Below are 22,394 nucleotides of genomic sequence, written 5' to 3'. Positions count from 1 at the left end.
GTTGGTCGCGGAGACGACCCGACGGCGTCGTGACCGGCCTGAGTTGGACATTCTCGTCCGACATCCGAGGAGGCCGAGGTGATCACGAGACGTGAGTTCATGAAGACGGGCGCGGCGGGCGCCTTCCTCCTGGTCGCCGGGCGGCGCCTGCGCCTGGGAGGCGCGGCGGCCCCCTGGGGCATGATGGACCCGGCGGCGATCGCCAAGTACGTCACCCCGCTCGCCGTTCCTCCGGTCATGCCGTCCCTCTCCGCGGCGGGCGATCCCGTGGACCGGTACCTCATCGGGGTCCGGCGGTTCCGGCAGCAGATCCTCCCTCCGAGGAGCCCGGCGACCACGGTCTGGGGCTACGGGTCGGTCCGGCACCCACGCACCTTCAGCTCGCCCGGGTTCACCCTGGAGGCCACGGTCGACAGGCCCGTCCTGGTGACGTGGGCGAACGAACTGGTCGACGGGGACGGCCGCCACCTGCCGCACCTGTTGCCGGTGGACCCGACCCTTCATTGGGCCAACCCGGGGGGCGGCGTGCGGGGCCGTGATTCGGGTCCCGACCTGACCTCCACCCCCGGCCGATACGACGGGCCGGTGCCGATCGTCACCCATCTGCACGGCGGGCACAATCTCGAGGACAGCGACGGTTTCCCCGAGGCGTGGTACCTCCCGCGAGCGAGAGACATCCCTCCGCACTACGCGACCGAAGGCTCCCAGTACGCGGCTTTCGCCGCCGGCTTCGCCGACCGGACCGGCATCTCCTGGCGCCCGGGGTCCGCGGTGTTCCGTTACGGGAACGACCAGCCCCCCACCACGATGTGGTACCACGATCACGCGCTGGGCGTGACCCGGCTCAACGTGTACGCGGGCCTGGCGGGCTTCTACCTGCTGCGCGGCGGTCCGTCCGACCTGCCGGCACCCATGCTGCCGGGACCGGCGCCACGGCGAGGCGATCCCGCCGGCACCCGGTACCACGAGATCCCGATCGTCATCCAAGATCGCTCGTTCGACGCCGACGGCTCGCTTCACTATCCCGGCAGCCGCAGGGACTTCGACCGGATCGCGGGGCCCTACATCCCCCACAGCGATCTTCCGCCGATCTGGAACCCGGAGTTCTTCGGCACCGCCATGATGGTCAACGGCCGCACCTGGCCGTACCTGACGGTCGAGCCGCGCCGCTACCGGTTCCGCTTCCTGAACGGCTGCAACGCGCGGGTCCTCGACCTGAAGATCGTCACGCGGCCCGCCGCGAAACGCCCGGTGGCTCCGGCCCTGCCCTTCTGGCAGATCGGCTCGGACGGGGGGTTCCTGCCCGAGCCCGTCGAACTCGGCAGGCTCCTGCTCGCCCCGGCCGAGCGAGCCGACGTGATCGTCGACTTCACCCGCATGCCTCAGGACTCGGAGCTGTACCTCATCAACGAAGGACCCGACGGGGCCTACCGCGGGGATCCGCGGGCCGCCCCGGCCGACCCGGCGACGACCGGGCAGGTGATGAAGTTCCTCGTGCGGGAATCGGTGGAACCGGATCTCAGCGAGCCTCCCGACCGGCTCGCCCTTCCCGCGCCCGGCCCGCTCGCCCCGGAGACGAAGACCCGCAAGGTCGCCCTGCTGGAACAGACCTCGGCCACCATCGCCGGCGCCCCGCCGACGGCGGCGCTGCTCGGCACCGTCGACGGCGGGGTCAGGGCGAGGATGTGGTCCGATCCGATCACCGAGACCCCCGTGGTGGGCTCCACGGAGGTCTGGGAGATCCACAACCGGACGGTGGACGCCCACCCCATCCACATCCACGAGGCGCAGTTCGAGGTGGTCGACCGGCAGCCGTTCACCGGCGCCTCCCGGTCTCCGGAGCGCTGGGAGACGGGGTTCAAGGACACGGTGATCGCCTATCCCCACGAGATCACCCGGATCAGGGCGACGTTCGACCGGGCAGGGCTGTTCGTCTGGCACTGCCACCTCCTCGAGCACGAGGACAACGAGATGATGCGCCCCTACCGCGTGACGGGCTGAAGGCGCCGCGATCCCGCCTCCGCCGCTGGTCGCGGCCGCGGGAAAATGCGTCGTACGCGGCATTTGCCGGCTGTAGCCTGACCCCTGCGGCACGTTCCAGGAACGTGAGGAGCAGGATGGCTCACCCGGATCCCGACGATCATCTCCGGCGCCGGCTGCGCACCTTGCAGCGGGTCGTGGGCGGTCCCACCGACGCGACGCTGGCTCGCCGCAGCGGGGTCGCGGCGGCCACCTTCTCCGAGGCGATGGCCGGCAAACGGCGACTGCGGGACGAATTCGTCGCCAAGGTCATCGCCGGCTGCGTGGCCTGTGCCCGCGCCGCGGGGAGAGCCGGGCTGGACGAGCAGCACGTTCTGCAGGCGCTGCGGCTTCCCGGCCACACCGCCGCGGACAACGGCATCTTCGAACGCGACGACTACCTGGACTCCTGCTCCTCGGTGCTCGACGAGGTCCGCGGACGGGCGGGGGCCACGATCGTGGTCGAGGGCCCCGCGGGCATCGGCAAGTCCGAACTGCTCGCGCGGGTGTGCGCGGAGAGCGCCGTGCGCGGGATCACCCCCTTGGTGGTGCGCGGCAACCAACTCGACCAGACGATGGCCTTCAGCGGCGTCCGGACGCTGCTCGGCCGCTGGGCGGCCGGCCACAGTGGCCACGACCGGCAGCGCCTGTTCGCCGGCGCCGCCGCGTTCGCGCGGGTCCCCCTCGGCCTCCCGCACACCCGGCGAGGTTCGGAGATCGGCCTCACCGAAGCCCTGTACTGGCTGCTGGTCAACGCCACCGACCCCGCCGGCGGCGACGAATCGCTGCTGCTGGCCGTCGACGACGCGCACTGGCTGGACGAGGAGTCGCTGAACTGGCTGGAGTTCCTCAGCGACAGGCTGGCCGGACTGCCCGTGGTGTTGCTGCTGGCCTGCCGGCCGGACGAGCCCGCGCAGCCACCGGCGCTCACCCGTGTCACCCTGCGCGCCACCTCCGTCATCCGGCCCCGGCCGCTCAGCCTGGACGCCGTGCGCGCCATCGTGGGCCGCGGCCTCGGACCTCCGGGCTCCCCTCCGGACGAGACGTTCTGCGCGGCCTTCCACCGGCACAGCGGCGGCAACCCGTTCTACCTGCGGTGGATGATCGACCTGGCCCGCGAGCGGCGGCTCGCGCCGACGGCCGGATCCGCCGCGCGCGTCGCCCGCCTCACCCCCCGCCAGGTCGTGGTGCACCTCAACGAGCGTCTGCGCACGCTCGGGCCGCCGGCGGAGCGGCTGGCCCGCACCATCGCCGTGCTCGGCCCCGGTATCCCCCTCGGCCAGGCCGTCCACCTCGCCGGACTGACCTGTGAGGAGGGCAGGCGCGCGTACGACCTGCTCTGCAGAGCCGGGATCCTGGCCGACCACTCCAGCGTCGACTTCCGGCACCCCATCATCCGGAGCGCGGTCTACGACGACATCGACCCCTCGCAGCGCAGCGACACCCACCTCGCGGCGGCACGGTCGCTGCACCAGGCCGACGCCGGCCTCCAGCCGGTGGCCGCCCACCTGCTGCGGGTCAACGCCGCGGGCGACCCCTGGGTGGTCGACCGGCTGGTCGCCGCGGCCGACGCGGCGATGGGCTCCGGCCTGGCGGCCACGGCGGCCCGCTACCTCGGGCGCGGGGTCGCCGAGCCGCCCCCGCCCGCCCGGCGTTGCCAGGTGCGAACGCGTTACGGGCAGGCGCTTGCGCTGGGCGAGGTGGCCACGGCCATCCCCGAACTGCTCGCCGCCCGCGAGCAGGCCGCCGACGACGCCCAGGGCGTCGAGGCCGCGATCGCGCTCGCCAAGGTGTACGGCTACGCCAACCGGCTCGGCGACGCCGTCCGATCGCTCGACCGGGCCCTGGACGGCTGCCGGGACGACGGTCTCCGCGACCGCCTGCGGGCCGAGCAGTTGCTGTGGGCCACCTGGTGGGCCGACGACCCGCACCGGCCCGACCGCATGCTGCTGCTCGACCGGGCCGCCCCGCCGCTGCGGGGCGCCACCCACGTGGAGCGTCTGATGATCGCCCTGCACGCGTGGAGCCTGGTGCTGCGCGGGGAGCCCCGCACCGCCGCGGCGCAGGCCATCGGGCCCGTGATCCGCGACGGCGTGTCGTTCGCCGACCTCGACCAGGGCATGGAGGTCGGCACCGTGACCGCGTTCGTCCACCTGTTCTCCGACGACCTGGCGACGTCCGGTCGCCTGTTCGAGCAGGCGGTGGACGAGTTCGACCGCAACGGCTGGCGCGGCACCCACCTCACCTTCGCCCGCGTCCACCTGGGCAACGTGGCCCTGCGGGAGGGCAGGATCGCCGACGCGGTCGCCGACGCCGAGATCGCGCTGCGCCTGGCCGACCGCACCGGCCCCGGGACGCCCGCGGAGCAGTTCGCCACCGGCACCCTGATCGAGGCACTGCTCGCGCGCGGCGACGTCGACCGCGCGGAGGCGGTGTACGGCGAGCGCCGGTACGGCGCCTCCTCGGCCGACGCCTTGGTGCTCCCCATACCGAACGCGGTCCGCGGCGCCCTCCAGATCGCACGCGGCCAGACCGCCGGCGCCGCCGCCACGCTGCGCCGGCTCGGGCAGTGGCTGGAACACGCGTCGCTGCTCAACCCGTCGGTGTGCATGTGGCGCTTCGACCTCGCCCAGGTGTTGCGGCACACCGCGCCGGACCAGGCCCGCGAGATCGTGGACGTCGGGATGCGGCGGGCGGAGCGATTCGGCAGCCCGCTGGTCCGTGCGCGAGCCCTGCGCACGCTGGCCGCGCTGCGACCGGCCTCGGCCGCGGAACCGCTCGAGGAGGCGGTCCGGATCCTGCGCCCCACCCCGCACCGCCTCGAACTGGCCCACGCTCTGGCCGAACTCGGCGCGGCCCTGACCAGGAGGGACCCCACGTCCTCGCCGCGGACCGGCCACGACGCGCGCGTGCCGCTGTCGGAGGCGCTGACCCTGGCCGACGAGTGCGGCGCCCTGGGTCTGGCCGACGCCGTCGCCCGGCGCCTCGGGGACGCTCCTCACCTCCAGCGCCGGCGGACCAACGCGCTGGATCCGCGCCGGCGACGCGTCGCCCTGCTCGCCGCGGACGGACGCTCCGAATCCGAGATCGCCTACAGCATGGTCCTCGACCTGGACACGGTCACCACGCTGCTCCGTGAAGCACACGACATCCTCGGAGTCGGCTCCCTCGCCGAACTGCGCCGCGCCCTGACGCGGTGACCCTGATCCCTGCCCTCTGATCCGGCGGATCCTGCGACCCGGCAAGCCTTCTGTGGCGGACCGCGGGACCCGGCATGCCCTCTGAACCGGTGTGCTCTCTGAACCGGCGGACCGTGTTAACCGGCATGCCGTCTGTGGCGGCATGCCGGCCGAACCGGCACGGGCCGGTCGCCGGATGCCGGAATCGTTCGGTTATTCGGCGGCGATGGCGAAGCCCCGGCGCGCTCGGTGAAATGACTCGACTCCTCCGATGACCGCGCCCCGCGGATCGGATCCCTCCAAAGGCGAAACGGAGCCGCATGACGGCCTCCGTCACCCTGTCCACGATCAAGGGGAAATGATGCCAATCGCAGCACATCGCGGCACGTTAGCCGGCCCGCGCAGGTCGGCGGCACGGTACGTGGGGGTCCTGAGCGCGGTCGTGCTGAGCGTGACCGCGCTCAGCACGACCTCCGCTCTGGCCGATCCCGATCCCGATCCCGCTCCCGGCGCGGGCAAGAACGCCGTCGAGGCCGTCCCGTTCAGCCACGTTCCGGCGGACATCCGGCAGAAGATGCTCGACCAGGTTCCGCTGAAGGAAGCGGCGTCGAAGATCTCCTGGGCCGTCGAGAAGGAAGGGGCGGCCGGCGGGTTCGCCGGCATCGTCCTGCAGCCCAAGTCGGTCGAGCTGTGGTGGAAGGGCAGGCTCCCCGCCTCCGTGAACAGCGCCCTGGCCAAGGCGCGCGGCGTCGCGGCCGTCGAGGTCAAGGCCGCGCGTCACTCCCAGGCCGAGCTCAAGAAGGCCGCGGCCGGCCTGCTGGCCGACCTGAGGAAGAACCCGCAGGGGGCGCTCACCCAGGTGGCCGGCTCGGTCACCGGCGCCGGGCTCGTCGTGACCACCAAGGCCGCGGCCAAGACGCTCGCCCCTCGGGCGACGACGGTCGGCGGCGTTCCGGTCACCTACGTCACGGGGGAGGTCCCGCAGGCCGACGGCCGGTACAACGACTACGACCCCTACTACGGCGGCGGCGCGATCATCAACGACGACAACCACGCCCGGTGCACGGCCGGCTGGGCCGTCACCGACGGCGGCGGTCAGAGCTACCTGCTGACCGCCGGTCACTGCGGCCGGACCGGCGGCGGCTGGCACAACGGTTCCTGGACCACCCCCGGCACCGGCCTGTGGGTCGGAACCGGCGCCCAGGAGAACCCCGGTCACGACATCCTCCTCATCACCGCGAGCTCCGCCGGGCGCATCTGGGACGGCGACTCCTCGGGCACCTTCACCAAGGGCGTCGCCGGCTGGGACTGGGTCTACGCCAACGAGTGGGTCTGCCAGTCAGGCTCCACGAGCGGCGCCGTCTGCGGGATCCAGAACACCGCCGACTTCGCCTACGGAGGCTGGTACCTCGACGCCTACGGCAACACCGAGTACTGGTCGGACCTCATCGTCGCGCGCCGCACCGACGGCGGGCTGCCGAGCCAGGCCGGCGACAGCGGCGGCCCGGTCTTCGCCCTGAGCGGCGACTACAACGTCGTGGCGAAGGGAACGGTCACCGCCCACAACGGCTCGACCTTCTACTACCAGGACTTCGCTACGGCCGTCCGCGACTTCGGGATCTCCGTGAAGACCGGCTGAACCACCCCGCGGTTTCGACAACCTCATGAAGCCGACCGAGCCGGCCCGCGACTCCGAGCCGTGGACGCGGCGGCCGCTGACGTGGAGCCGGCTCGGCCCCTCATTTCCGCCCGGCACTCAAGGTGTCGTCCTGTCGCCACCGCAGTTCGTCGAGCACGTCCACCACGCCGTTGACCCGCCCGATCATGGCCACGATGGTCCGGGCCTCGCTGTGATGGGCGATCTCACCGCCGACGGTCACCACACCCTGCGACACCGAGACCCGGACTCCTGAGGTGTCCATCCACAGGGGGCCGCTGAGGATGTCGTCGCGGATCTCGGCGGCGATGTCGTCGTCGGTGCGCGTGAAGACCTTGAGCACGTCGTGACGGCTGACGATGCCCACCAGCAGACCTTCCTCGTCGACCACCGGCAGCCGTTTCACCCCGTGCACGTCCATGGCCCGGGCGGCGGCCACCACACTGGCGTACGGCCTGCAGGTGATCGCCGGCGCGGTCATCAGCTCGGCGGCCGTCTCGCCGCGCGCCTTCTCCTCAGGGTCGGAACCGCCGCCGATGCGCCGGCGCAGCCTGGCCCGCAGGGGAGGCCGGTAGTCCTCGCCGTAGTAGCGCTGCCTGAACTCCTCCTTGCGCAGCAGATCGGCCTCGGAGAGGACGCCGATCACGTGTCCTTCGCCGTCCACCACCGGCACGGCGCTCACACCGTGACGCACGAGCACCTCGGCCACGTCCTTGAAGGGGGTGCTGCCGTTGACGGATGCGACCTGCCAGGTCATCACGTCCCGCACCTTCTTGTGCATGATCGGCTCCCTCCGGGCGCCGGCGCGGCGCCCGTCTCTCGCTGCGAGCGTCCCCGTCCGCGGCAGCGCCCACGCCCCGCCCACGCTCCTCTTCATCGAATCGTGGAACGGGATCAGCGGCGAAGAGACGAAGGTCCCGTGCCCCGAGACATTCGGCCCCACCGGATCCGGATGGGGACCAGGCCAGGCGGCTTTTCTGAGGGTGGAGCCGTCTCGGCCACGTGGTTCACGAGCCGGTCGTCCCCCTGGGCGTGCGCGACTCGCGGTGCTGCACCGTGAACCTCGGGGGTCCGGAGCAGGTTGCGGTACCGGGCGGGAGTGGTGGTCCGGCGGCGGCAAAGATCACATTCGAACCTGTGTACGACTCTGTGGAAACTGTGGATAACCCGTGGCATGCCGGTCCATCGACGGAGCCCTCACGTCCGGCACAACGATCGCCACTCGATTCTCGAGATCGACGCGCTGGTGACGGCAGGTCAAGGGTGGAGGCTCGCCTGCTGAACACGGTGGATGGCGCGAGCCGGAGATCATGTTCCGTGACGCACGGCATGGAAGTGCCGCGAATCGGCGAGCGCCCACCCCCGTGATCTTGAGGACGCGGGTGGCAGAGCTGCCCTGAATCGCGGGCGCCGCGCCGTGGTGAGTGGGCGATGGGGCGGGATGTGTGCCGTTATGCACGTAAGCGGTGTTGTGTGGATTCCTACGTATAGACGCGGCGACGGTCGGCCTAACGTCTGGGATGTCCGAAACGAGCGATTCGGCGCCTCCCTCACGAAAGAAGCTTTGTGATGAACGTTCAGCAGACCACCGGTACCACCACCTCCTGGCAGCGTCTGGCCGGCCGTGTCGCGGCCGGCGCGGTGACCGCGGCCCTCGCCGTCGGGATCGCGGCGATCCCGGCAGGCGCGGCGACCACCCCGGCCGCGACCTCCGCCGCGTCCGTGTCCGCCGCGTCCACCGTTTCGGCTGCCGGGCACGTGACGGTGAAGCCCAAGAGCTACTACTTCGGTGCGGTGCTGCTGGGCCGGAACGAGGTGCGCGAGCCGGGTAAGAAGGTCAACGACCGCGATGGTGTGGCGGTGGCCAAGTTCCGCATCCAGGGCGACCGGATGTTCTATCTGGTGCAGTGGAAGCGGACCGGCAGGCCGACCGCGTTCCACATCCACCGCGGTAAGGCGGGCGTCAACGGCCCGGTGGTGATCGACCTGCTGCACGACGGGAAGATCCGCGGCAACACCGCCTTCGGTTCGGTGAAGGTCAAGGACCTCAGCGTGCTGGCCGGGATCAAGAAGAACCCGAGGAACTGGTACGCCAACATGCACACCAAGCAGTTCGCCGACGGCGCCGTGCGCGGCCAGCTCCTCAAGACCGGCCGCTGGTAACCGGTCACCCGCGCGGAATCATGCACCGGTTCGGCAGGTCATAGGCCGGGGCCGGGCCGGCCGGCTCGCGACCCGGGCGTGAGGTGAAAAACGAAAGCCCACGTCGTGACGAATAGAGATGTGGCCGGAGGCGCGTAACGCCTCCTGCCACATCTCCTTTCACGGGTCCCGCACGACCTCGTATCCCGCTTCCACCACAGCGGCGACGGATCAACCCCTCCATGACCGTCACGGACGAGCCGGGGCGTCGGAGGCCTCCATGATTCCGGCCTCGGCCTCGGGGCCTCCTGGATCTCGGCCTCAGCCTCGGGACCGCTCTTGCCGATGGCCTCCGCGACGCACTGAACCAGGCGCTCCCGAAGGAGCGACACCTCATCTCTAAGTACCCTAGGGGGGTACAGTATCCCCATGTGTTGCATCGGCGGCGACGGTCGTCCGCTCTGACCTCTGACGGGGTGTGGTCGGTCACGCTCACGCTGCCCGCCGCGGGCGCCTACCGGGTGTTCGCCGACTTCGCGCCCGCCGGTGGCAGCGCGATGACGTTGGGCGCCGATCTGCTGGTGGCAGGCGATTATGAGCCGAGGGCGTTGCCGGCGGTCACTCGCGAGGTCGAGGTCGACGGCTACTCCGTCGGCCTCGGCGGCGACCTGGTTCCCGGACGGTCGAGCAGGCTGACGTTGCGGGTGACCAAGAAGGGGGAGCCGGTGACCGATCTGGAGCCGTACCTCGGCGCCTATGGGCACCTGGTGGCCCTGCGGGCCGGAGACCTTGCCTACCTGCACGTCCATCCCGACGGCGCGCCCGGCGACGGCCGCACCAAGCCCGGACCCGAGATCGTCTTCCACGCCGAGGTGCCCAGCGACGGCGACTACCGGCTGTTCCTGGACTTCAAGCACCAGGGCCAGGTCCGCACCGCCGGCTTCACCCTGCGCTCCACGCGGACCGCGGCTCAGACGCCGACGAGCCCCGAACCGGCCACCGCCGACCCCGAGCCCGAGCCCAGTGGGCACGGCGACCACGGCCACTGAACGAGAGAAAGGAGAAGGTGATGTGTCGTCAGACAGAGCGTGATGTCCACCGTCTAGATGTACTCGGTCATGAGGTTGATGACAGTCGGCCGGGCCGTCTCCGCCTTCTTCCGATGTGGACAACGCCGCAGACGGAGGCGCACGCGATAACGGGTCGGTCGCCCGCGGCCGGGCGCATCGACATTGGTAGGTGCTGCCACAACGACACTCCGTCGGGCCCCGCGCATCTTCAACCTTGGTAGCGCTCGTGGCCGGGCATGCTCACGGCGCGGCGTCGAGCGGAACGATGTCGATCAGCTTCTTGTTGACGAACTCCTGGATGCCGAGCCAGGACAGCTCCCGCCCGTAACCGGACTGTTTGATGCCACCGAACGGCAACTCGGGCGCGGTCCAGGTGGGATGGTTGATGAAGACCATGCCGCTCTCGATGCGGTGAGCGATCTTCTTGCCGTGCTCGATGTCGGAGGTGAAGACCGCGCCACCGAGCCCGAAGCCGGTGTCGTTGGCGATGGCGATCGCCTCGTCCTCGTCCCGGACTCTGAAGAACATCGCCACTGGGCCGAAGAGCTCCTGGCCGTAGACCGGGTTGTCGCGGCTCACGTCGGTGAGGATCGTCGGCTGGACGAACGCTCCGGTCTCCGGCACCGGAGGGCCGACCTCGGTCGCCCGGGCACCGTGCTCGACCGCCTCGGCCACCTGTGCCTTCAGCTTGTCGGCGGCCGACTGGGATGACATCGGCGGCAGGGTGGTCCGCTCGTCCATCGGGTCCCCGGCGACCAACCCGCTTATGGCCGCGATGAACTCCTCGAGGAACTTGTCGGCGATCTGCTCGTGGATGAGGAGCCGCTTGGTGGCCACGCAGGACTGCCCGCAGTTGTTGAGGCGGCCCCACGCGGCCCAGTGGACCGTCGGACCCAGATCGGCGTCGGGCATGGCGATCAGCGGGTCGCTGCCGCCCAGTTCAAGGGTGGTCCTCTTGATCGCCTTGCCGGCGCGCGTCGCGATGACACTGCCCGCCTGCTCGCTGCCGGTCAGGGCCACCCCCATCACGCGCGGATCGTCGATCACCTTCCCGACCTGCTCCTTGGTGACGAAAAGGTTGGTGTAGACGCCATCCGGCGCACCGGCCTCGCGGTAGAGATCCTCGAAGGCCAGCGCGGACCGGGGTACGCCCGACGCGTGCTTGACCATGACGACGTTTCCCGCCATCACGTTGGGGACCGCGAATCGCGCCAGCTGGTAGTACGGGAAGTTCCACGGCTGCACGCCGAACAGGACACCTAGCGGGCTGCTGACGACGACCGCCTCGCCCCTACGCGTGTCGATCGGGACCGGCTTGAGGAAGTCCTCGGCGTTGTCGGCGTAGTAGTCGAAGATGTCGGCGCTCAGGAGCACCTCTTCGACGCTCTCGCCGATCCGCTTTCCCATCTCCAGGGTCAGCAGCCGGGCGAACTCGTCCCGCCGCTCACGCAGGATCCGGGCCGCGTGTCTGGTGACGGCCGCTCGCTCGTCGAAGCTTCGCCGACGCCATTCCCCGTACGCCGACCGAGCACGTGACAGGGCGTCCTCGAGTTCCGCGTCGGTGATCTCCGGGAACGTGGCGACGACCTCACCACTGTAAGGATTGACCGATTGATAAGGCATGATTCCCCCCCGAATATGCCTAGTCGGGTCTTATGCCCGCCTTGCCGACGGCCGAAACGTTAAGAGGGGAGCCCAAGGAGCATACGGATCTCCTCCTGGACGATGTCCAGATCGCGGCTCGCGTCGACGACGAAGACCGGAGCCTTGTGCCGGAGCCGGTCCAGCAGGGCGCCGATGCTTCCCCGATGGTCGTTGATCCGGACAGTGAGCGCTTCCGGGGTGTCGTCCTCCCGCGCCTCGAGGCGGCCGCCGCAGGAGGCGCAGACGCCCTCGCGCCGGGGCCGGCCCTCGATGAGGTTGTCGTCGAGGCCGCAGTCGCCGCACATCCGTCTGGACAGTGCACGGTCGCGAGCCTGTGCATCGGGCACGTCGAGGCAGATGACGGCGTCGACGTCGTACCGCTCGAGGAAGAACTCCGCCTGCCGCCGGTTCCGCGGGAATCCGTCAAGGACGAACCCGTGGTTCCAATCGTGCTGCTCCAGGCGCTCACGCATGATCCCTTCCACGAGGGAGTCATCGACCAGCCGGCCGGCCGCCATGGTCTCTCGTACGCGTGCGCCGATCTTGGTGTGATGGCCGACATGCCACCGGAGGATGTCCCCGGCGCCGATCCGCACGAGATCGAAGTCCCGGGTCAGCATGGCGGTGTGGGTGCTCTTGCCGCTCCCCGGCACCCCTACCAGCAGATACTTACGCATCGTAAGACCATCACACACCTGTTCTCATCGCCTGGACCCGCTCGCGCAGCAGCGTCATCCGGGTCTTCGGGGCGGTGCCGTGATTTCGCATTTCCTCCAGGGTGTTCGGCGACAGCGACGCGAAGCCGCGCCAGGGCGCCGACCGCGCCGGCCGTCGTCACGGCCCGCCGACCGCCGGCAGGTGCGGAACCGATGCACGGCGCTGTTCCGGGCTGGCCGTGACCCGTCGGCGCGGCTGGTCGCTGTCCAAGAGTGCGGGCAGGCTGTCGCGGCGCCCTTCGATGATGGCCCTGACGCCCATGGTGCCGCAGTTGGGACAGATGATCTCGTCGCCGGTGGGGGGCACAACCGGAACACCGTCGAGCCGGTAGAAGGCGAACGTCGCGCCGACGTCGTCGCTCACGTACTGCACGTCGTAGTCCGCCGTCCAGGTGTGCCCGCAGCGCCCGCAGACGAATCTGTAGCGCTCCACGGCGACTTCGACCAGCATCGTCATCGCCGTCACCCCCCGGCGCTTCGTGAACTTCCCTTCATCGTTCCCGCCACCGGCTCTCGCGCACGCGCCGGACCGTTTCTTGACCGTGCCGGATCCTGGCCCACTACCGGGACGATGAGCAGTGACCCGACGCTGCGTAAAGATCTTGATCCACAGGTATTGACGGTCGCCCCTGGCTGGTGAAGCGAGATCACATCGACGGACTCGGGGAGGGAGGGTGGAAGATCCTCTCCGCGACCACGGGCGGGTCAGGCCCAATGAGCCCGGCCCTCGCCTGCCGCCTGCGTTGTTTGATCTGAAAATGGGTATTCGGGGGTGTCGTGGGAGCGATCCGGGCCATTTCACTGGATGGAGAGGTCAGAGGTCGTGGGGTCGCTCTTTGGGCTGTGGCCGACGGCGCGTGACCGAGGCTCCACGGCAGCGGAACAGTCAACCGCAGAGGTTGGTCCATGAGAATGGACCATGCGTCCATCGTAGGGACGGTCTGCGGTGGTGAGAAGAAGGTGCTAGGCCGCTGGACCCTCGGCTGGGCGTTGTTCACGGGCGCGCGAGCTCCGGTGTATGGATCGGGCTGCTGGTCGGCCCGGTGTCTCTCATCGCCAGCCCTGATCGTGGACCCTGGGTTCCGCGATGGTGTTCGGCCTGAATTGGGGCGCGATCGTCTACGCCATGCAGCGCAGGGCGTTCGTGTCACTGCCTGCGGTCGTGGCCGGCAGCTACGAGATCTTGGTGGCCCCGGAGTTCGTGTGCAACTCGCATGGGTGGCCGCAAAGACCTTCGAATAGGCCGAGGCAGACGGTCGCGGGGTCGGGTTCGCGCATACGGACCTCCTGGCCGGGAGCGTCCGACGGCGCATTGCGGGATCAGTGGAACCGGGTAAGCGAGGAGCCGAGAAGAACGCGCGGGAATGGCAGGGGGATAGGGCGATATGGCCGATCGCGACTTCTACGACATCCTCGGGGTACCGCGAACGGCCGGCCCCGAGGAGATACAGCGGGCCTACCGCAAGCTAGCGCGCTCCTATCATCCCGACGTCAACAAGGACCCCGAGGCCGAGGACCGTTTCAAGGAGGTGTCGGAGGCATACGACGTGCTGTCCGATCCCGACACTCGGCGGCGCTACGACGCCTTCGGCCGGGACTTCCGGCAGGTGCCCGAGGGAGTGGACCCGGCGGCGTACGCCCGGGCCGGGGCCGGGGCGGGCACAGGAGGCCGGGCCGGATGGGCACGCGGTCCGGCCGGGCAGGAGGTCCGGTTCGACACTGGAGAGGGCATCGACTTCGAGGAGCTGTTCGGCGGCATGTTCGGAGGGCGCGGGGGACGTGCGGGCCGCCGTTGGGGTCCGATGCCCGGCGCCGACCAGGAGGCCGAGTTGCCGCTGACGGTCGAGGAGGCCTACCGCGGCGGCCACCGCACGATCACCCTTCCCCACCGCGGAGGTTCCCGTCCGCTGGAGATCACAATCCCCCCGGGCGTCCGTAACGGGCAGCGGATCCGGCTCGCGGGTCAGGGCGGCGAGGGCGCCGGCGGCGCGAAGAGCGGCGACCTCTACTTGATCGCGCGAATCACTGATCATCCCCGCTACCGCGTCGAGGGACGGGACGTCCATGTCCGGCTTCCCCTCACCCCGTCGGAGGCCGCGCTGGGCGCGACCGTGGCGGTCGAGACCCCGGGCGGGGAGGCGAAGGTCAAGGTTCCGCCTGGTTCCTCCTCCGGGCGCCGCCTGCGCCTGCGGGGGCAGGGTATGCCCAACCCTCGCGGCGATCCCGGGGATCTGTTCGCCGAGGTCCAGATCATGGTCCCTCGCACGCTGAGCGCCGAGGAGCGCCGCCTCTATGAGCAACTGGCCGACGTCTCCGGCTTCAACCCGCGCTCCGCATCGGACGGGAGGACCCGGCCATGAGCCATCTCCTCGTACGGCTCCCGCTCCTGGACCTGGAGTCTTTCGCACGGGCGACCGGTTCGCATCCGGAGTTGGTGCGCCGCCTGGTCGCGCTCGGCCTGTTCGATGCCTTTCGCGACGCGACGGGGGATCTCTGCTTCCCGCCCTCCCAGCTCGCGGCCGCCGGGCGCTTCCAGCGGCTGCACACGCAATTGGCCGTCAACTACGCCTCGCTGGGCCTGGTGGCGGACCTGCTCGACCGCATCGCGGAGCTCGAAGCGGCTCTGCGGACCCGCGCGAGAACTCCCGGAGGTGTGCCATGGACGTGAACCGCCTTACTCAGAAGTCACAGGAGGCCCTGCATAGCGCGCAGACAAAGGCGACCCGCCTCGGGCACACCGAAGTCGACGGCGAGCATCTCCTGCTCGCGTTGCTGGAACAGTCCGAAGGGCTGGTTCCCCGCCTGCTCTCAGCCGTCGGCGCCGGCGTGGACAAGCTGACCCTGGAGTTGGAGGCCGAGTTGGAACGCCGGCCCCGCGTGACCGGTCCCGGCGCCGCACCCGGTCAGGTGTACCTGACCCAGCGGCTGTCCCGCCTGCTGGAAGCGGCCGATCGAGAGGCCAAGAGGCTGAAGGACGAGTACGTCTCGGTCGAGCACCTGCTACTGGCGTTGCTCGACGAGGGGCCGGACACCGCCGCCGGGCGGCTGCTCAAAGCGCACGGGGTGAACCGCGAGCGCTTCCTGGAGGTCCTCACACAGGTGCGCGGCAACCAGCGAGTGACCTCTGCCAACCCGGAAGTCGCCTACGAGGCTCTGGAGAAGTACGGCCGCAACCTGGTGACCGCCGCCAGGGCGGACAAACTGGACCCCGTTATCGGCCGCGACGGCGAGATCCGCAGGGTCGTGCAGATCCTGTCGCGCAAGACCAAGAACAATCCCGTTCTCATCGGCGATCCGGGAGTCGGCAAGACCGCGATCGTCGAGGGCCTCGCCCAGCGCATCGCCCGCGGTGACGTCCCGGAGGGCCTGAAGGACAAGACGATTTTCAGTCTCGACGTGGGCGCCCTCGTCGCGGGGGCGAAATATCGCGGCGAGTTCGAGGAACGCCTCAAGGCCGTGCTGACCGAGGTCACCTCGGCGGAAGGGCGGATCCTGCTGTTCGTCGACGAGGTCCACAACGTCGTCGGCGCGGGTGCGGCCGAGGGTTCCATGGACGCAGGGAACATGCTGAAGCCGATGCTGGCCCGCGGCGAACTCCACATGATCGGCGCCACGACGGTCACCGAATACCGCAAGCACATCGAGAAGGACGCCGCGCTGGAGCGCCGCTTCCAGCCCGTCTTCGTGGACGAGCCGTCGGTGGAGGACTCCGTCTCCATCCTGCGCGGCCTGCGCGAGCGCCTCGAGGTGTTCCACGGGGTGAAGGTCACCGACAGCGCCATCGTCGCGTCGGTCGTCCTGAGCCATCGCTACATCAGCGACCGCTTCCTGCCCGACAAAGCGATCGACCTGGTCGACGAGGCGTGCGCGATGCTCCGTACGGAGATCGACTCCATGCCGGCCGAGCTGGACGAGCTCACGCGCCGGGTGATGCGCCTGGAGATCGAGGAGGCGGCCCTCGCCAATGAGGACGACCCGGCGAGCCGGACCCGCCTGGAGGCGTTGCGCGCCGAGCTCGCCGATCTGCGCGCCCAGGCCGACGCCATGCGTGCCCAGTGGGAGGCCGAGCGGCGCGCATTGCACAAGGTGCAGCAACTGCGCCAGGAGATCGAGGTGGTCCGGCGCGAGGCCGAACAGGCCGAACGCATGTACGACCTGAACCGTGCCGCCGAGCTGACGCACGGCAGGTTGCCCGAGCTGGAACGCAAGCTGGAGGCCGCAGAGACGCAGCTGGAATCCAAGCACGGTGCCGGGCGGTTGCTCCGTGAGGTCGTGACGGAAGAGGAGATCGCCGGCATCGTGTCCCGCTGGACCGGCATCCCGGTCAGCAGGCTCCAGGAAGGCGAGCGGGAGAAGCTGCTGCACCTCGACCAGATCCTGCACGAGCGCGTCATCGGTCAGGACGAGGCCGTGCGGGCCGTCGCCGACGCGATCATCCGGGCGCGCTCCGGGATCAAGGATCCGCGCCGGCCCATCGGCTCGTTCATCTTCCTCGGTCCGACCGGCGTCGGAAAGACCGAACTGGCCAAGACTCTCGCCGAGGCGTTGTTCGACACCCAGGACAACATGGTCCGCGTCGACATGAGCGAGTACCAGGAGCGCCACACCGTCAGCCGGCTGGTCGGCGCCCCGCCCGGGTACATCGGGTACGAGGAGGGCGGCCAGCTCACCGAGGCCGTACGGCGCAAGCCGTACTCGGTCGTGCTGTTCGACGAGATCGAGAAGGCGCACACGGACGTCTTCAACACCCTGCTGCAGGTGCTCGATGACGGGCGGCTCACCGATGCCCAGGGCCGTACGGTCGACTTCCGTAACACCGTGATCATCATGACGTCCAATATCGGCTCGCACTTCCTGAGCGAGAAGGCCGGTCCGGCGGGCGAGATCGACCCCGAGGTCCGCGAGATGGTGATGGCCGAGCTGCGCGCGCGGTTCCGGCCCGAGTTCCTCAACCGGATCGACGACATCGTGCTGTTCAAACCGCTCACCGAACCGGAGATCGAGCAGATCGTGTCACTGATGTTCACCGAGATCAGAATGCGGCTCGCCGAACGCAGGATGACGCTGGAGGTCACACCCGAGGCCGTGCGCTTCATCGCCGAGCAGGGCTACGACCCCGTCTACGGCGCACGGCCGCTGCGCCGCTTCATCGCCCGCGAGGTCGAGACCCGTGTCGCCCGCGCCCTGGTCGCCGGCGACGCTCTCGACGGCGCGGTCATCCGCGTCGGAATGACCGGCGGCACACTGTCGGTGACGTATGAGAATCCGGAGGTCTGACCATGCGGTCACAGACCAAGGACGCGAGCGTCGTCCGATGCCCGAAATGCGGGCGGAAGAACCGGTTGCCCAGTGCTGCGGCGGGAATCCCGCAGTGCGGCTACTGCCACCAGCCGCTTCCCTGGGTCACCGAGGCCGGGGACGGTGACTTCAGCGAGGTCGTCGAGGCGGCCCGGATTCCGGTGGTCGTCGACTTCTGGGCACCCTGGTGCGGGCCGTGCCGCATGGTCAGCCCGGCGCTGGAGCAGGTCGCGGCCGATCTGGCCGGTCGCCTGAAGCTGGTGAAGGTGAACGTGGACGAAGCGCCCCGGCTCTCGGAACGCTTCGACGTACAGGCCATCCCGACGCTTGTCGTGATCCAACAGGGCCGGGTCCTCAGCCGGCGATCGGGCGCGGCGCCGGCTCCCGCCCTGCGCGAATGGGTGGACCATGCGCTGGCCGTCTGAGCTCTGCGAGACGCCGGACCCGCAAGGGGCTTACCCGCGGCTGAGCGACGCGCAGCTCCAGGCGCTGGCCCCGCACGGCGAGCGGCGCCGGGTCCACCAGGATGAGGTCCTGTACGCGGAGGGCCTTCCGTGCGCCGAGTTCTTCGCGGTCCTGGCCGGCAAGGTGGCGACGGTCGAGGGATTCGGAGTCGACGATCAGGTGATCGGCGTCCACGGGGCAGGCCGGTTCCTGGGAGAGCTCAACGTGCTCACCGGCCAGGTGGGCTTCGTCACCGGCGTGGTGGCCGAGGACGGCGAGGTCCTCGCCGTGCCGGCGGACGCGCTGCGCCGCTTGGTCGCCGGGGAACCGGCACTCGGCGACCTCATCCTGCGGGCCTACCTCATCCGCCGCACGATGCTCATCGGACTGGGGGCCGGCTTCCGCATCATCGGCTCCCGCTTCTCGGCCGACTCCCGGCGGCTGCGGGAGTTCGCGGCACGCAACCGGCTGCCGCACCGATGGGTCGACCTGGAGCAGGACCAAGAGGCAGAGCGGTTCCTGCGGAGCATGGGCGTCACCCCGGAGGAGACCCCGGTCGTGATCTGGCGTGGCGAGACGGTGCTCCGCAACCCGAGCAACGCGGAACTCGCCCGGGCGATCGGGCTGTCCGCACCACGGGTACAGGAGGAGACCCACTGCGACCTGCTCGTCATCGGGGCCGGGCCGGCGGGACTGGCGGCGGCGGTCTACGGGGCGTCGGAGGGCCTCGCGACGATGGTCCTGGACAATGTCGCGACGGGCGGCCAGGCGGGCACCTCCTCACGGATCGAGAACTACCTCGGCTTCCCGTCCGGGATCTCCGGCGGTGAGCTGGCGGAGCGGGCGGCGATCCAGGCCGGCAAGTTCGGCGCGCGCTTCTACGTTCCCGCACAGGCATGCGGACTGCACCTGAACGCGGGCGATCACATCGTCACTGTAGGGGAGGGAGGAACGATCCACGCGCGCACTCTGATCATCGCGACCGGCGTCCGCTACCGCAGGCTCGACGTGGGGAACCTGGAAAGGTTCGAGTCCACGAGCGTCTACTACGCGGCGACCATGTTCGAAGCCCAGATGTGCGAGCGGGACCCGATCGTCGTCGTGGGCGGAGGCAACTCGGCCGGTCAGGCCGCCCTGTTCCTGGCCCGGCACGCCGCGTGCGTCCGGCTGCTCGTGCGGGACGAAGCGCTGTCCAGGAACATGTCCCGCTACCTGGCCGTCGAGATCGAACGGCACCCCCGGATCCAGACCATGCTGAACACCGAGGTCCGGGAGCTGATCGGGGAAGACAGGCTCGCCGCGGTCATCGCCGAGAACAACCGCACCGGCGAACGTTCCACGATCGAGGCCCGCGCGATGTTCATCTTCATCGGCGCGGAGCCGCACACCGCCTGGCTGGCCGACGAGATCGCGCTCGACCCGCGGGGCTACATACTGACGGGCGCGGACGCCGGCCGGTCGGGCAAGGAAGGAGTGCCCGACTCCGTCGGCCGGCCGTTCCCGCTGGAGACGAGCAGCGCGGGCGTGTTCGCGGCCGGGGACGTGCGGAGCGGGTCGGTCAAGCGGGTGGCCGCGGCGGTCGGTGAAGGCGCCATGGCCGTACGGCTGATCCACGACTACCTCCAGGCCGGAGAGTGACTCCGGGCCGGAAGGAAGGAGACCTCCATGGTTGTCATGGCGGTGTCGAAATTCGAGCGCTTCTTCCGCAGCGCCGCAGGTGTCGATGTCGACAAGGACGACCTGCGGCGCTACGGCGACTTCGTGAACGACAAGGTATACGACCTCCTGGTGATCGGTCAGGCCCACGCCAAGGCGAACCGTCGCGACATCATCGAACCCTGGGATCTGCCCATCACCAAGGGCCTTCAAGAGAGCATCCACCGGTTCCGTCTTCTCGATGAGGACATCGAGCTGAAACCCATCCTGGAGCAGCTCGCCGCGTTGCCTCCGCTCGACCTGTCGGTCGCCGAGGAGACCGTCGGCCGCTTGCCCGAGATTGTCGGTGGCCTGTCAGTGGCACTGGCTCAGACTTTCACGATCGTGGATCCGGATGTGAAGAACCCCGCGACCGAGCAGTGGGAGCGCACGACAGGTGTCTTCGACCTGCTGCTCTGAGGCGATCGGGGCCGCCTCGGCGATCAGCTCCGAATGCCCGGCGAGTTCGGAGCCGCGTCCTGCCAGGGGCGCGGTCATGGCGAGCAGGGAAGGAGGCACGAACCGTTGACCCGCTGTACGGCGAAGAACCTTCCATCCCGTCGCTGACGGGTAAGGCGATCCTTCGCAGTCAAACGCAAGGGGAGGAATCATGAGAGCAGTCGTGTACAACGGACCTCGGCAGGTCAACGTGGAGCAGGTCCCAGACGCGCGCATAGAGCGGCCCACCGATGTCCTGGTTCGCATCACCACGACCAACATCTGCGGGTCGGACCTGCACATGTACGAAGGCCGGACCGACTTCGAGACGGGCCGCGTCCTCGGTCACGAGAACCTCGGCGAGGTGGTCGAGGTCGGGCAGGCCGTTGACCGCGTCCGCGTCGGCGACGTGGTCTGCATACCGTTCAACATCTCGTGCGGCTTCTGCGCGAACTGCGAGAAGGGCCTTACGGCCTTCTGCCTCACCACCAATCCCGAGCCGGGCATGGCCGGGGCGGCGTACGGCTTCGCGGACATGGGACCCTACAACGGTGGCCAGGCCGAGTTGTTGCGCGTGCCGTACGGCGACTTCAACTGCCTCGTCCTTCCGGACGACGCGAAAGAGAAGCAGGCCGACTACGTGATGCTCGCCGACATCTGGCCCACCGGCTGGCACGCGACGCAGCTCGCCTGCGTGCAGGCGGGTGAGACCGTCGTGATCTACGGGGCTGGGCCCGTCGGGCTGATGGCCGCCTACTCCGCCACGCTCAAGAGCGCGAGCAAGGTGATGGTCGTCGACCGCCACCCCGACCGGCTCGCCAAAGCCGAGGAGATCGGCGCGATCGCGATCGACGACTCCAAGTCGCCACCGGTCGATCAGGTCATGGAGCTCACCAAGGGCCTGGGCGCCGACCGGGGCTGCGAGTGCGTGGGCTACCAGGCGCACGACCCGCAGGGGCACGAGCACCCCAACATGACGCTCAACAACCTCGTCAAATCGGTCAAGTTCACCGGGACCATCGGCGTCGTCGGCGTCTTCATCCCGTCGGACCCCGGCAGCCCCGACGATCTCTTCAAGCAGGGCGAGATCGCCTTCGACTACGGGATGTTCTGGTTCAAGGGCCAGACGATCGGCAACGGCCAGTGCAACGTGAAGAACTACAACCGGGCGCTCATGTCACTCATCCACGAAGGAAAGGCCCGGCCGTCCTGGGTCGTCTCACACGAACTGGACCTGGACGACGCACCGGACGGCTACGAGCACTTCGACCGGCGGGACCTCGGCTGGACCAAGGTCCTCATCCATCCCGGCGAGCTCAGCTGACAAGCGGCGCACGGACCACCGCCGCGAGTGTCAACGGATCGTGCCGACCAGCCCAGGGCGAAGGCCGGCCGCCGTAATGGCGCTTCCGAAGGCCCCTGTCAAAGGAGGTGATGATCACGAGCGACGCTCGCACGCTCAAGGGCAAGCTGTTCGAAGCCTTCAACGCCCACGATCTGGATCGTATTCTGCAGTGCCACAGCCAGGACGGGGTCCTGGTGACACCAGAGGGCGTCGCGGAAGGACACGACCAGATCGCCTCGTTCTACGAGGAGATCTTCAAAGGGTTTTCGGACCTGCGCATGACGGTCTGGCACATAGTGCTCTGCGCCGATCCCGCGGTGACCGAATGGATGCTCACCGGCACGCATGGCGGGCCTTTGGCGCTGCCCGGCGGGGGGGTGCTGGACGGAACCGGCCGTCCCGTCGCCGTTCGCGGCACCAGCACCTGCTCCGTCGGCAACAACAAGATCATTACTCATCGGATCTACTACGACCAACTTGAGCTGTTCAGCCAGCTTGGTGGCGAACTCGTCTTCAATGATCGCTCATCATCCGCGGGCGAGGGACGGCCGTCGCCCGGCGACTGAGGATTCGATGTCGCCAGCCGTTCGGCGTGGCCGTCGGGCGGCTCCGCGGCGCCCGTCCCACTCTGCTGACGGTGGTCCGCCGCCGGTTCCGGGCCGCCCGTCGGCACCGCGGAAGGGCGATCAGCTCGTCCGCCGATGGGTACCGAGTGCCGCGCCTTCCTCGGTACAAGGCGCTCACCGA

The 22,394-nt window shown here is 69.5% G+C and carries 17 protein-coding genes; 13 read left to right on the top strand and 4 right to left on the bottom strand.

The annotated features are described in order from the left end of the window. The first annotated feature begins 78 nt into the window (after positions 1–78). The 3 genes from ACFQSB_RS08560 (at position 79) to ACFQSB_RS08550 (ending at position 6,837) form a co-directional block, all read left to right on the top strand. A complete protein-coding gene (locus ACFQSB_RS08560; protein ID WP_380825444.1) occupies positions 79–2,001 on the top strand; it encodes a multicopper oxidase family protein in 1,923 nt (640 codons plus the stop codon). A 116-nt stretch (positions 2,002–2,117) separates the two neighbouring features. Continuing rightward, on the top strand, positions 2,118–5,219 hold the full coding sequence (locus ACFQSB_RS08555; protein ID WP_380825441.1) for a helix-turn-helix transcriptional regulator: 3,102 nt from the start codon (positions 2,118–2,120) through the stop codon (positions 5,217–5,219). Between the two features lie 340 nt (positions 5,220–5,559). Then, positions 5,560–6,837, top strand: coding sequence for a chymotrypsin family serine protease (locus tag ACFQSB_RS08550; RefSeq protein WP_380825440.1), 1,278 nt, complete (start codon positions 5,560–5,562; stop codon positions 6,835–6,837). Between the two features lie 100 nt (positions 6,838–6,937). Here ACFQSB_RS08550 and ACFQSB_RS08545 read toward each other — a convergent pair whose 3' ends face one another. Beyond that, positions 6,938–7,636, bottom strand: a complete 699-nt coding sequence (locus ACFQSB_RS08545; protein ID WP_380825439.1) for a CBS domain-containing protein — start codon at positions 7,634–7,636, stop codon at positions 6,938–6,940. A 788-nt stretch (positions 7,637–8,424) separates the two neighbouring features. Between ACFQSB_RS08545 and ACFQSB_RS08540 the strand changes: the two genes are divergently transcribed. Further along, complete coding sequence (locus tag ACFQSB_RS08540; protein WP_380825437.1) at positions 8,425–9,018, top strand: CHRD domain-containing protein; 594 nt, start codon at positions 8,425–8,427, stop codon at positions 9,016–9,018. Between the two features lie 410 nt (positions 9,019–9,428). Beyond that, entirely contained in the window at positions 9,429–10,046 is a 618-nt protein-coding gene (locus ACFQSB_RS08535) for a hypothetical protein (RefSeq protein ID WP_380825434.1), read from the top strand. A gap of 261 nt (positions 10,047–10,307) precedes the next feature. On the opposite strand, the gene ACFQSB_RS08530 is transcribed toward ACFQSB_RS08535, so the two are convergent. The 3 genes from ACFQSB_RS08530 to ACFQSB_RS08520 form a co-directional block, all read right to left on the bottom strand. Further along, the gene (locus tag ACFQSB_RS08530; RefSeq protein ID WP_380825433.1) at positions 10,308–11,690 is read right to left on the bottom strand and encodes an NAD-dependent succinate-semialdehyde dehydrogenase; all 1,383 of its coding nucleotides are present in this window, start codon (positions 11,688–11,690) and stop codon (positions 10,308–10,310) included. Between the two features lie 59 nt (positions 11,691–11,749). Next, positions 11,750–12,388, bottom strand: a complete 639-nt coding sequence (locus tag ACFQSB_RS08525) for an adenylate kinase family protein (RefSeq protein WP_380825431.1) — start codon at positions 12,386–12,388, stop codon at positions 11,750–11,752. A gap of 157 nt (positions 12,389–12,545) precedes the next feature. Next, entirely contained in the window at positions 12,546–12,884 is a 339-nt protein-coding gene (locus tag ACFQSB_RS08520) for a hypothetical protein (protein ID WP_380825430.1), read from the bottom strand. 928 nt (positions 12,885–13,812) lie between these two features. On the opposite strand from ACFQSB_RS08520, the gene ACFQSB_RS08515 reads away from it, so the two are divergent. The 8 genes from ACFQSB_RS08515 to ACFQSB_RS08480 all read left to right on the top strand — a co-directional run bounded on the left by ACFQSB_RS08515 (position 13,813) and on the right by ACFQSB_RS08480 (position 22,213). Beyond that, positions 13,813–14,787, top strand: coding sequence for a DnaJ C-terminal domain-containing protein (locus ACFQSB_RS08515; RefSeq protein ID WP_380825429.1), 975 nt, complete (start codon positions 13,813–13,815; stop codon positions 14,785–14,787). Next, complete coding sequence (locus tag ACFQSB_RS08510; RefSeq protein WP_380825427.1) at positions 14,784–15,095, top strand: chaperone modulator CbpM; 312 nt, start codon at positions 14,784–14,786, stop codon at positions 15,093–15,095. Before ACFQSB_RS08515 ends, ACFQSB_RS08510 begins: the two co-directional genes overlap by 4 nt. Beyond that, on the top strand, positions 15,086–17,704 hold the full coding sequence (gene clpB, locus ACFQSB_RS08505) for an ATP-dependent chaperone ClpB (protein WP_380825425.1): 2,619 nt from the start codon (positions 15,086–15,088) through the stop codon (positions 17,702–17,704). Before ACFQSB_RS08510 ends, clpB begins: the two co-directional genes overlap by 10 nt. A gap of 2 nt (positions 17,705–17,706) precedes the next feature. Beyond that, the gene (trxA, locus tag ACFQSB_RS08500; protein WP_380825424.1) at positions 17,707–18,150 is read left to right on the top strand and encodes a thioredoxin; all 444 of its coding nucleotides are present in this window, start codon (positions 17,707–17,709) and stop codon (positions 18,148–18,150) included. Further along, the gene (locus tag ACFQSB_RS08495; protein ID WP_380825422.1) at positions 18,134–19,807 is read left to right on the top strand and encodes an FAD-dependent oxidoreductase; all 1,674 of its coding nucleotides are present in this window, start codon (positions 18,134–18,136) and stop codon (positions 19,805–19,807) included. Before trxA ends, ACFQSB_RS08495 begins: the two co-directional genes overlap by 17 nt. Before the next feature lie 27 nt (positions 19,808–19,834). Beyond that, on the top strand, positions 19,835–20,284 hold the full coding sequence (locus ACFQSB_RS08490; RefSeq protein ID WP_380825421.1) for a DUF1931 family protein: 450 nt from the start codon (positions 19,835–19,837) through the stop codon (positions 20,282–20,284). 190 nt (positions 20,285–20,474) lie between these two features. Continuing rightward, positions 20,475–21,626 (top strand): glutathione-independent formaldehyde dehydrogenase, encoded by a 1,152-nt coding sequence (locus ACFQSB_RS08485; RefSeq protein WP_380825419.1) that lies wholly within the window; start codon positions 20,475–20,477, stop codon positions 21,624–21,626. Between the two features lie 110 nt (positions 21,627–21,736). Next, on the top strand, positions 21,737–22,213 hold the full coding sequence (locus tag ACFQSB_RS08480) for a nuclear transport factor 2 family protein (RefSeq protein ID WP_380825416.1): 477 nt from the start codon (positions 21,737–21,739) through the stop codon (positions 22,211–22,213). Positions 22,214–22,394: the final 181 nt, after the last annotated feature.

The sequence above is a fragment of the Sphaerisporangium rhizosphaerae genome, assembly GCF_042665155.1.
Classification (GTDB): domain Bacteria; phylum Actinomycetota; class Actinomycetes; order Streptosporangiales; family Streptosporangiaceae; genus Sphaerisporangium; species Sphaerisporangium rhizosphaerae.
This window is presented reverse-complemented; position numbering and strand designations above follow the sequence as displayed.

What these genes read in the sequence shown, in the direction of transcription:
- ACFQSB_RS08555 (WP_380825441.1), top strand. Translation starts at nt 2,118, where the DNA reads ATGGCTCACCCGGATCCCGACGATCATCTCCGGCGCCGGCTGCGCACC.
- ACFQSB_RS08550 (WP_380825440.1), top strand. Translation starts at nt 5,560, where the DNA reads ATGCCAATCGCAGCACATCGCGGCACGTTAGCCGGCCCGCGCAGGTCG.
- ACFQSB_RS08545 (WP_380825439.1), bottom strand. Translation starts at nt 7,636, where the DNA reads ATGCACAAGAAGGTGCGGGACGTGATGACCTGGCAGGTCGCATCCGTC.
- ACFQSB_RS08540 (WP_380825437.1), top strand. Translation starts at nt 8,425, where the DNA reads ATGAACGTTCAGCAGACCACCGGTACCACCACCTCCTGGCAGCGTCTG.
- ACFQSB_RS08530 (WP_380825433.1), bottom strand. Translation starts at nt 11,690, where the DNA reads ATGCCTTATCAATCGGTCAATCCTTACAGTGGTGAGGTCGTCGCCACG.
- ACFQSB_RS08525 (WP_380825431.1), bottom strand. Translation starts at nt 12,388, where the DNA reads ATGCGTAAGTATCTGCTGGTAGGGGTGCCGGGGAGCGGCAAGAGCACC.
- ACFQSB_RS08520 (WP_380825430.1), bottom strand. Translation starts at nt 12,884, where the DNA reads ATGACGATGCTGGTCGAAGTCGCCGTGGAGCGCTACAGATTCGTCTGC.
- ACFQSB_RS08515 (WP_380825429.1), top strand. Translation starts at nt 13,813, where the DNA reads ATGGCCGATCGCGACTTCTACGACATCCTCGGGGTACCGCGAACGGCC.
- ACFQSB_RS08510 (WP_380825427.1), top strand. Translation starts at nt 14,784, where the DNA reads ATGAGCCATCTCCTCGTACGGCTCCCGCTCCTGGACCTGGAGTCTTTC.
- clpB (WP_380825425.1), top strand. Translation starts at nt 15,086, where the DNA reads ATGGACGTGAACCGCCTTACTCAGAAGTCACAGGAGGCCCTGCATAGC.
- trxA (WP_380825424.1), top strand. Translation starts at nt 17,707, where the DNA reads ATGCGGTCACAGACCAAGGACGCGAGCGTCGTCCGATGCCCGAAATGC.
- ACFQSB_RS08495 (WP_380825422.1), top strand. Translation starts at nt 18,134, where the DNA reads ATGCGCTGGCCGTCTGAGCTCTGCGAGACGCCGGACCCGCAAGGGGCT.
- ACFQSB_RS08490 (WP_380825421.1), top strand. Translation starts at nt 19,835, where the DNA reads ATGGTTGTCATGGCGGTGTCGAAATTCGAGCGCTTCTTCCGCAGCGCC.
- ACFQSB_RS08485 (WP_380825419.1), top strand. Translation starts at nt 20,475, where the DNA reads ATGAGAGCAGTCGTGTACAACGGACCTCGGCAGGTCAACGTGGAGCAG.
- ACFQSB_RS08480 (WP_380825416.1), top strand. Translation starts at nt 21,737, where the DNA reads ATGATCACGAGCGACGCTCGCACGCTCAAGGGCAAGCTGTTCGAAGCC.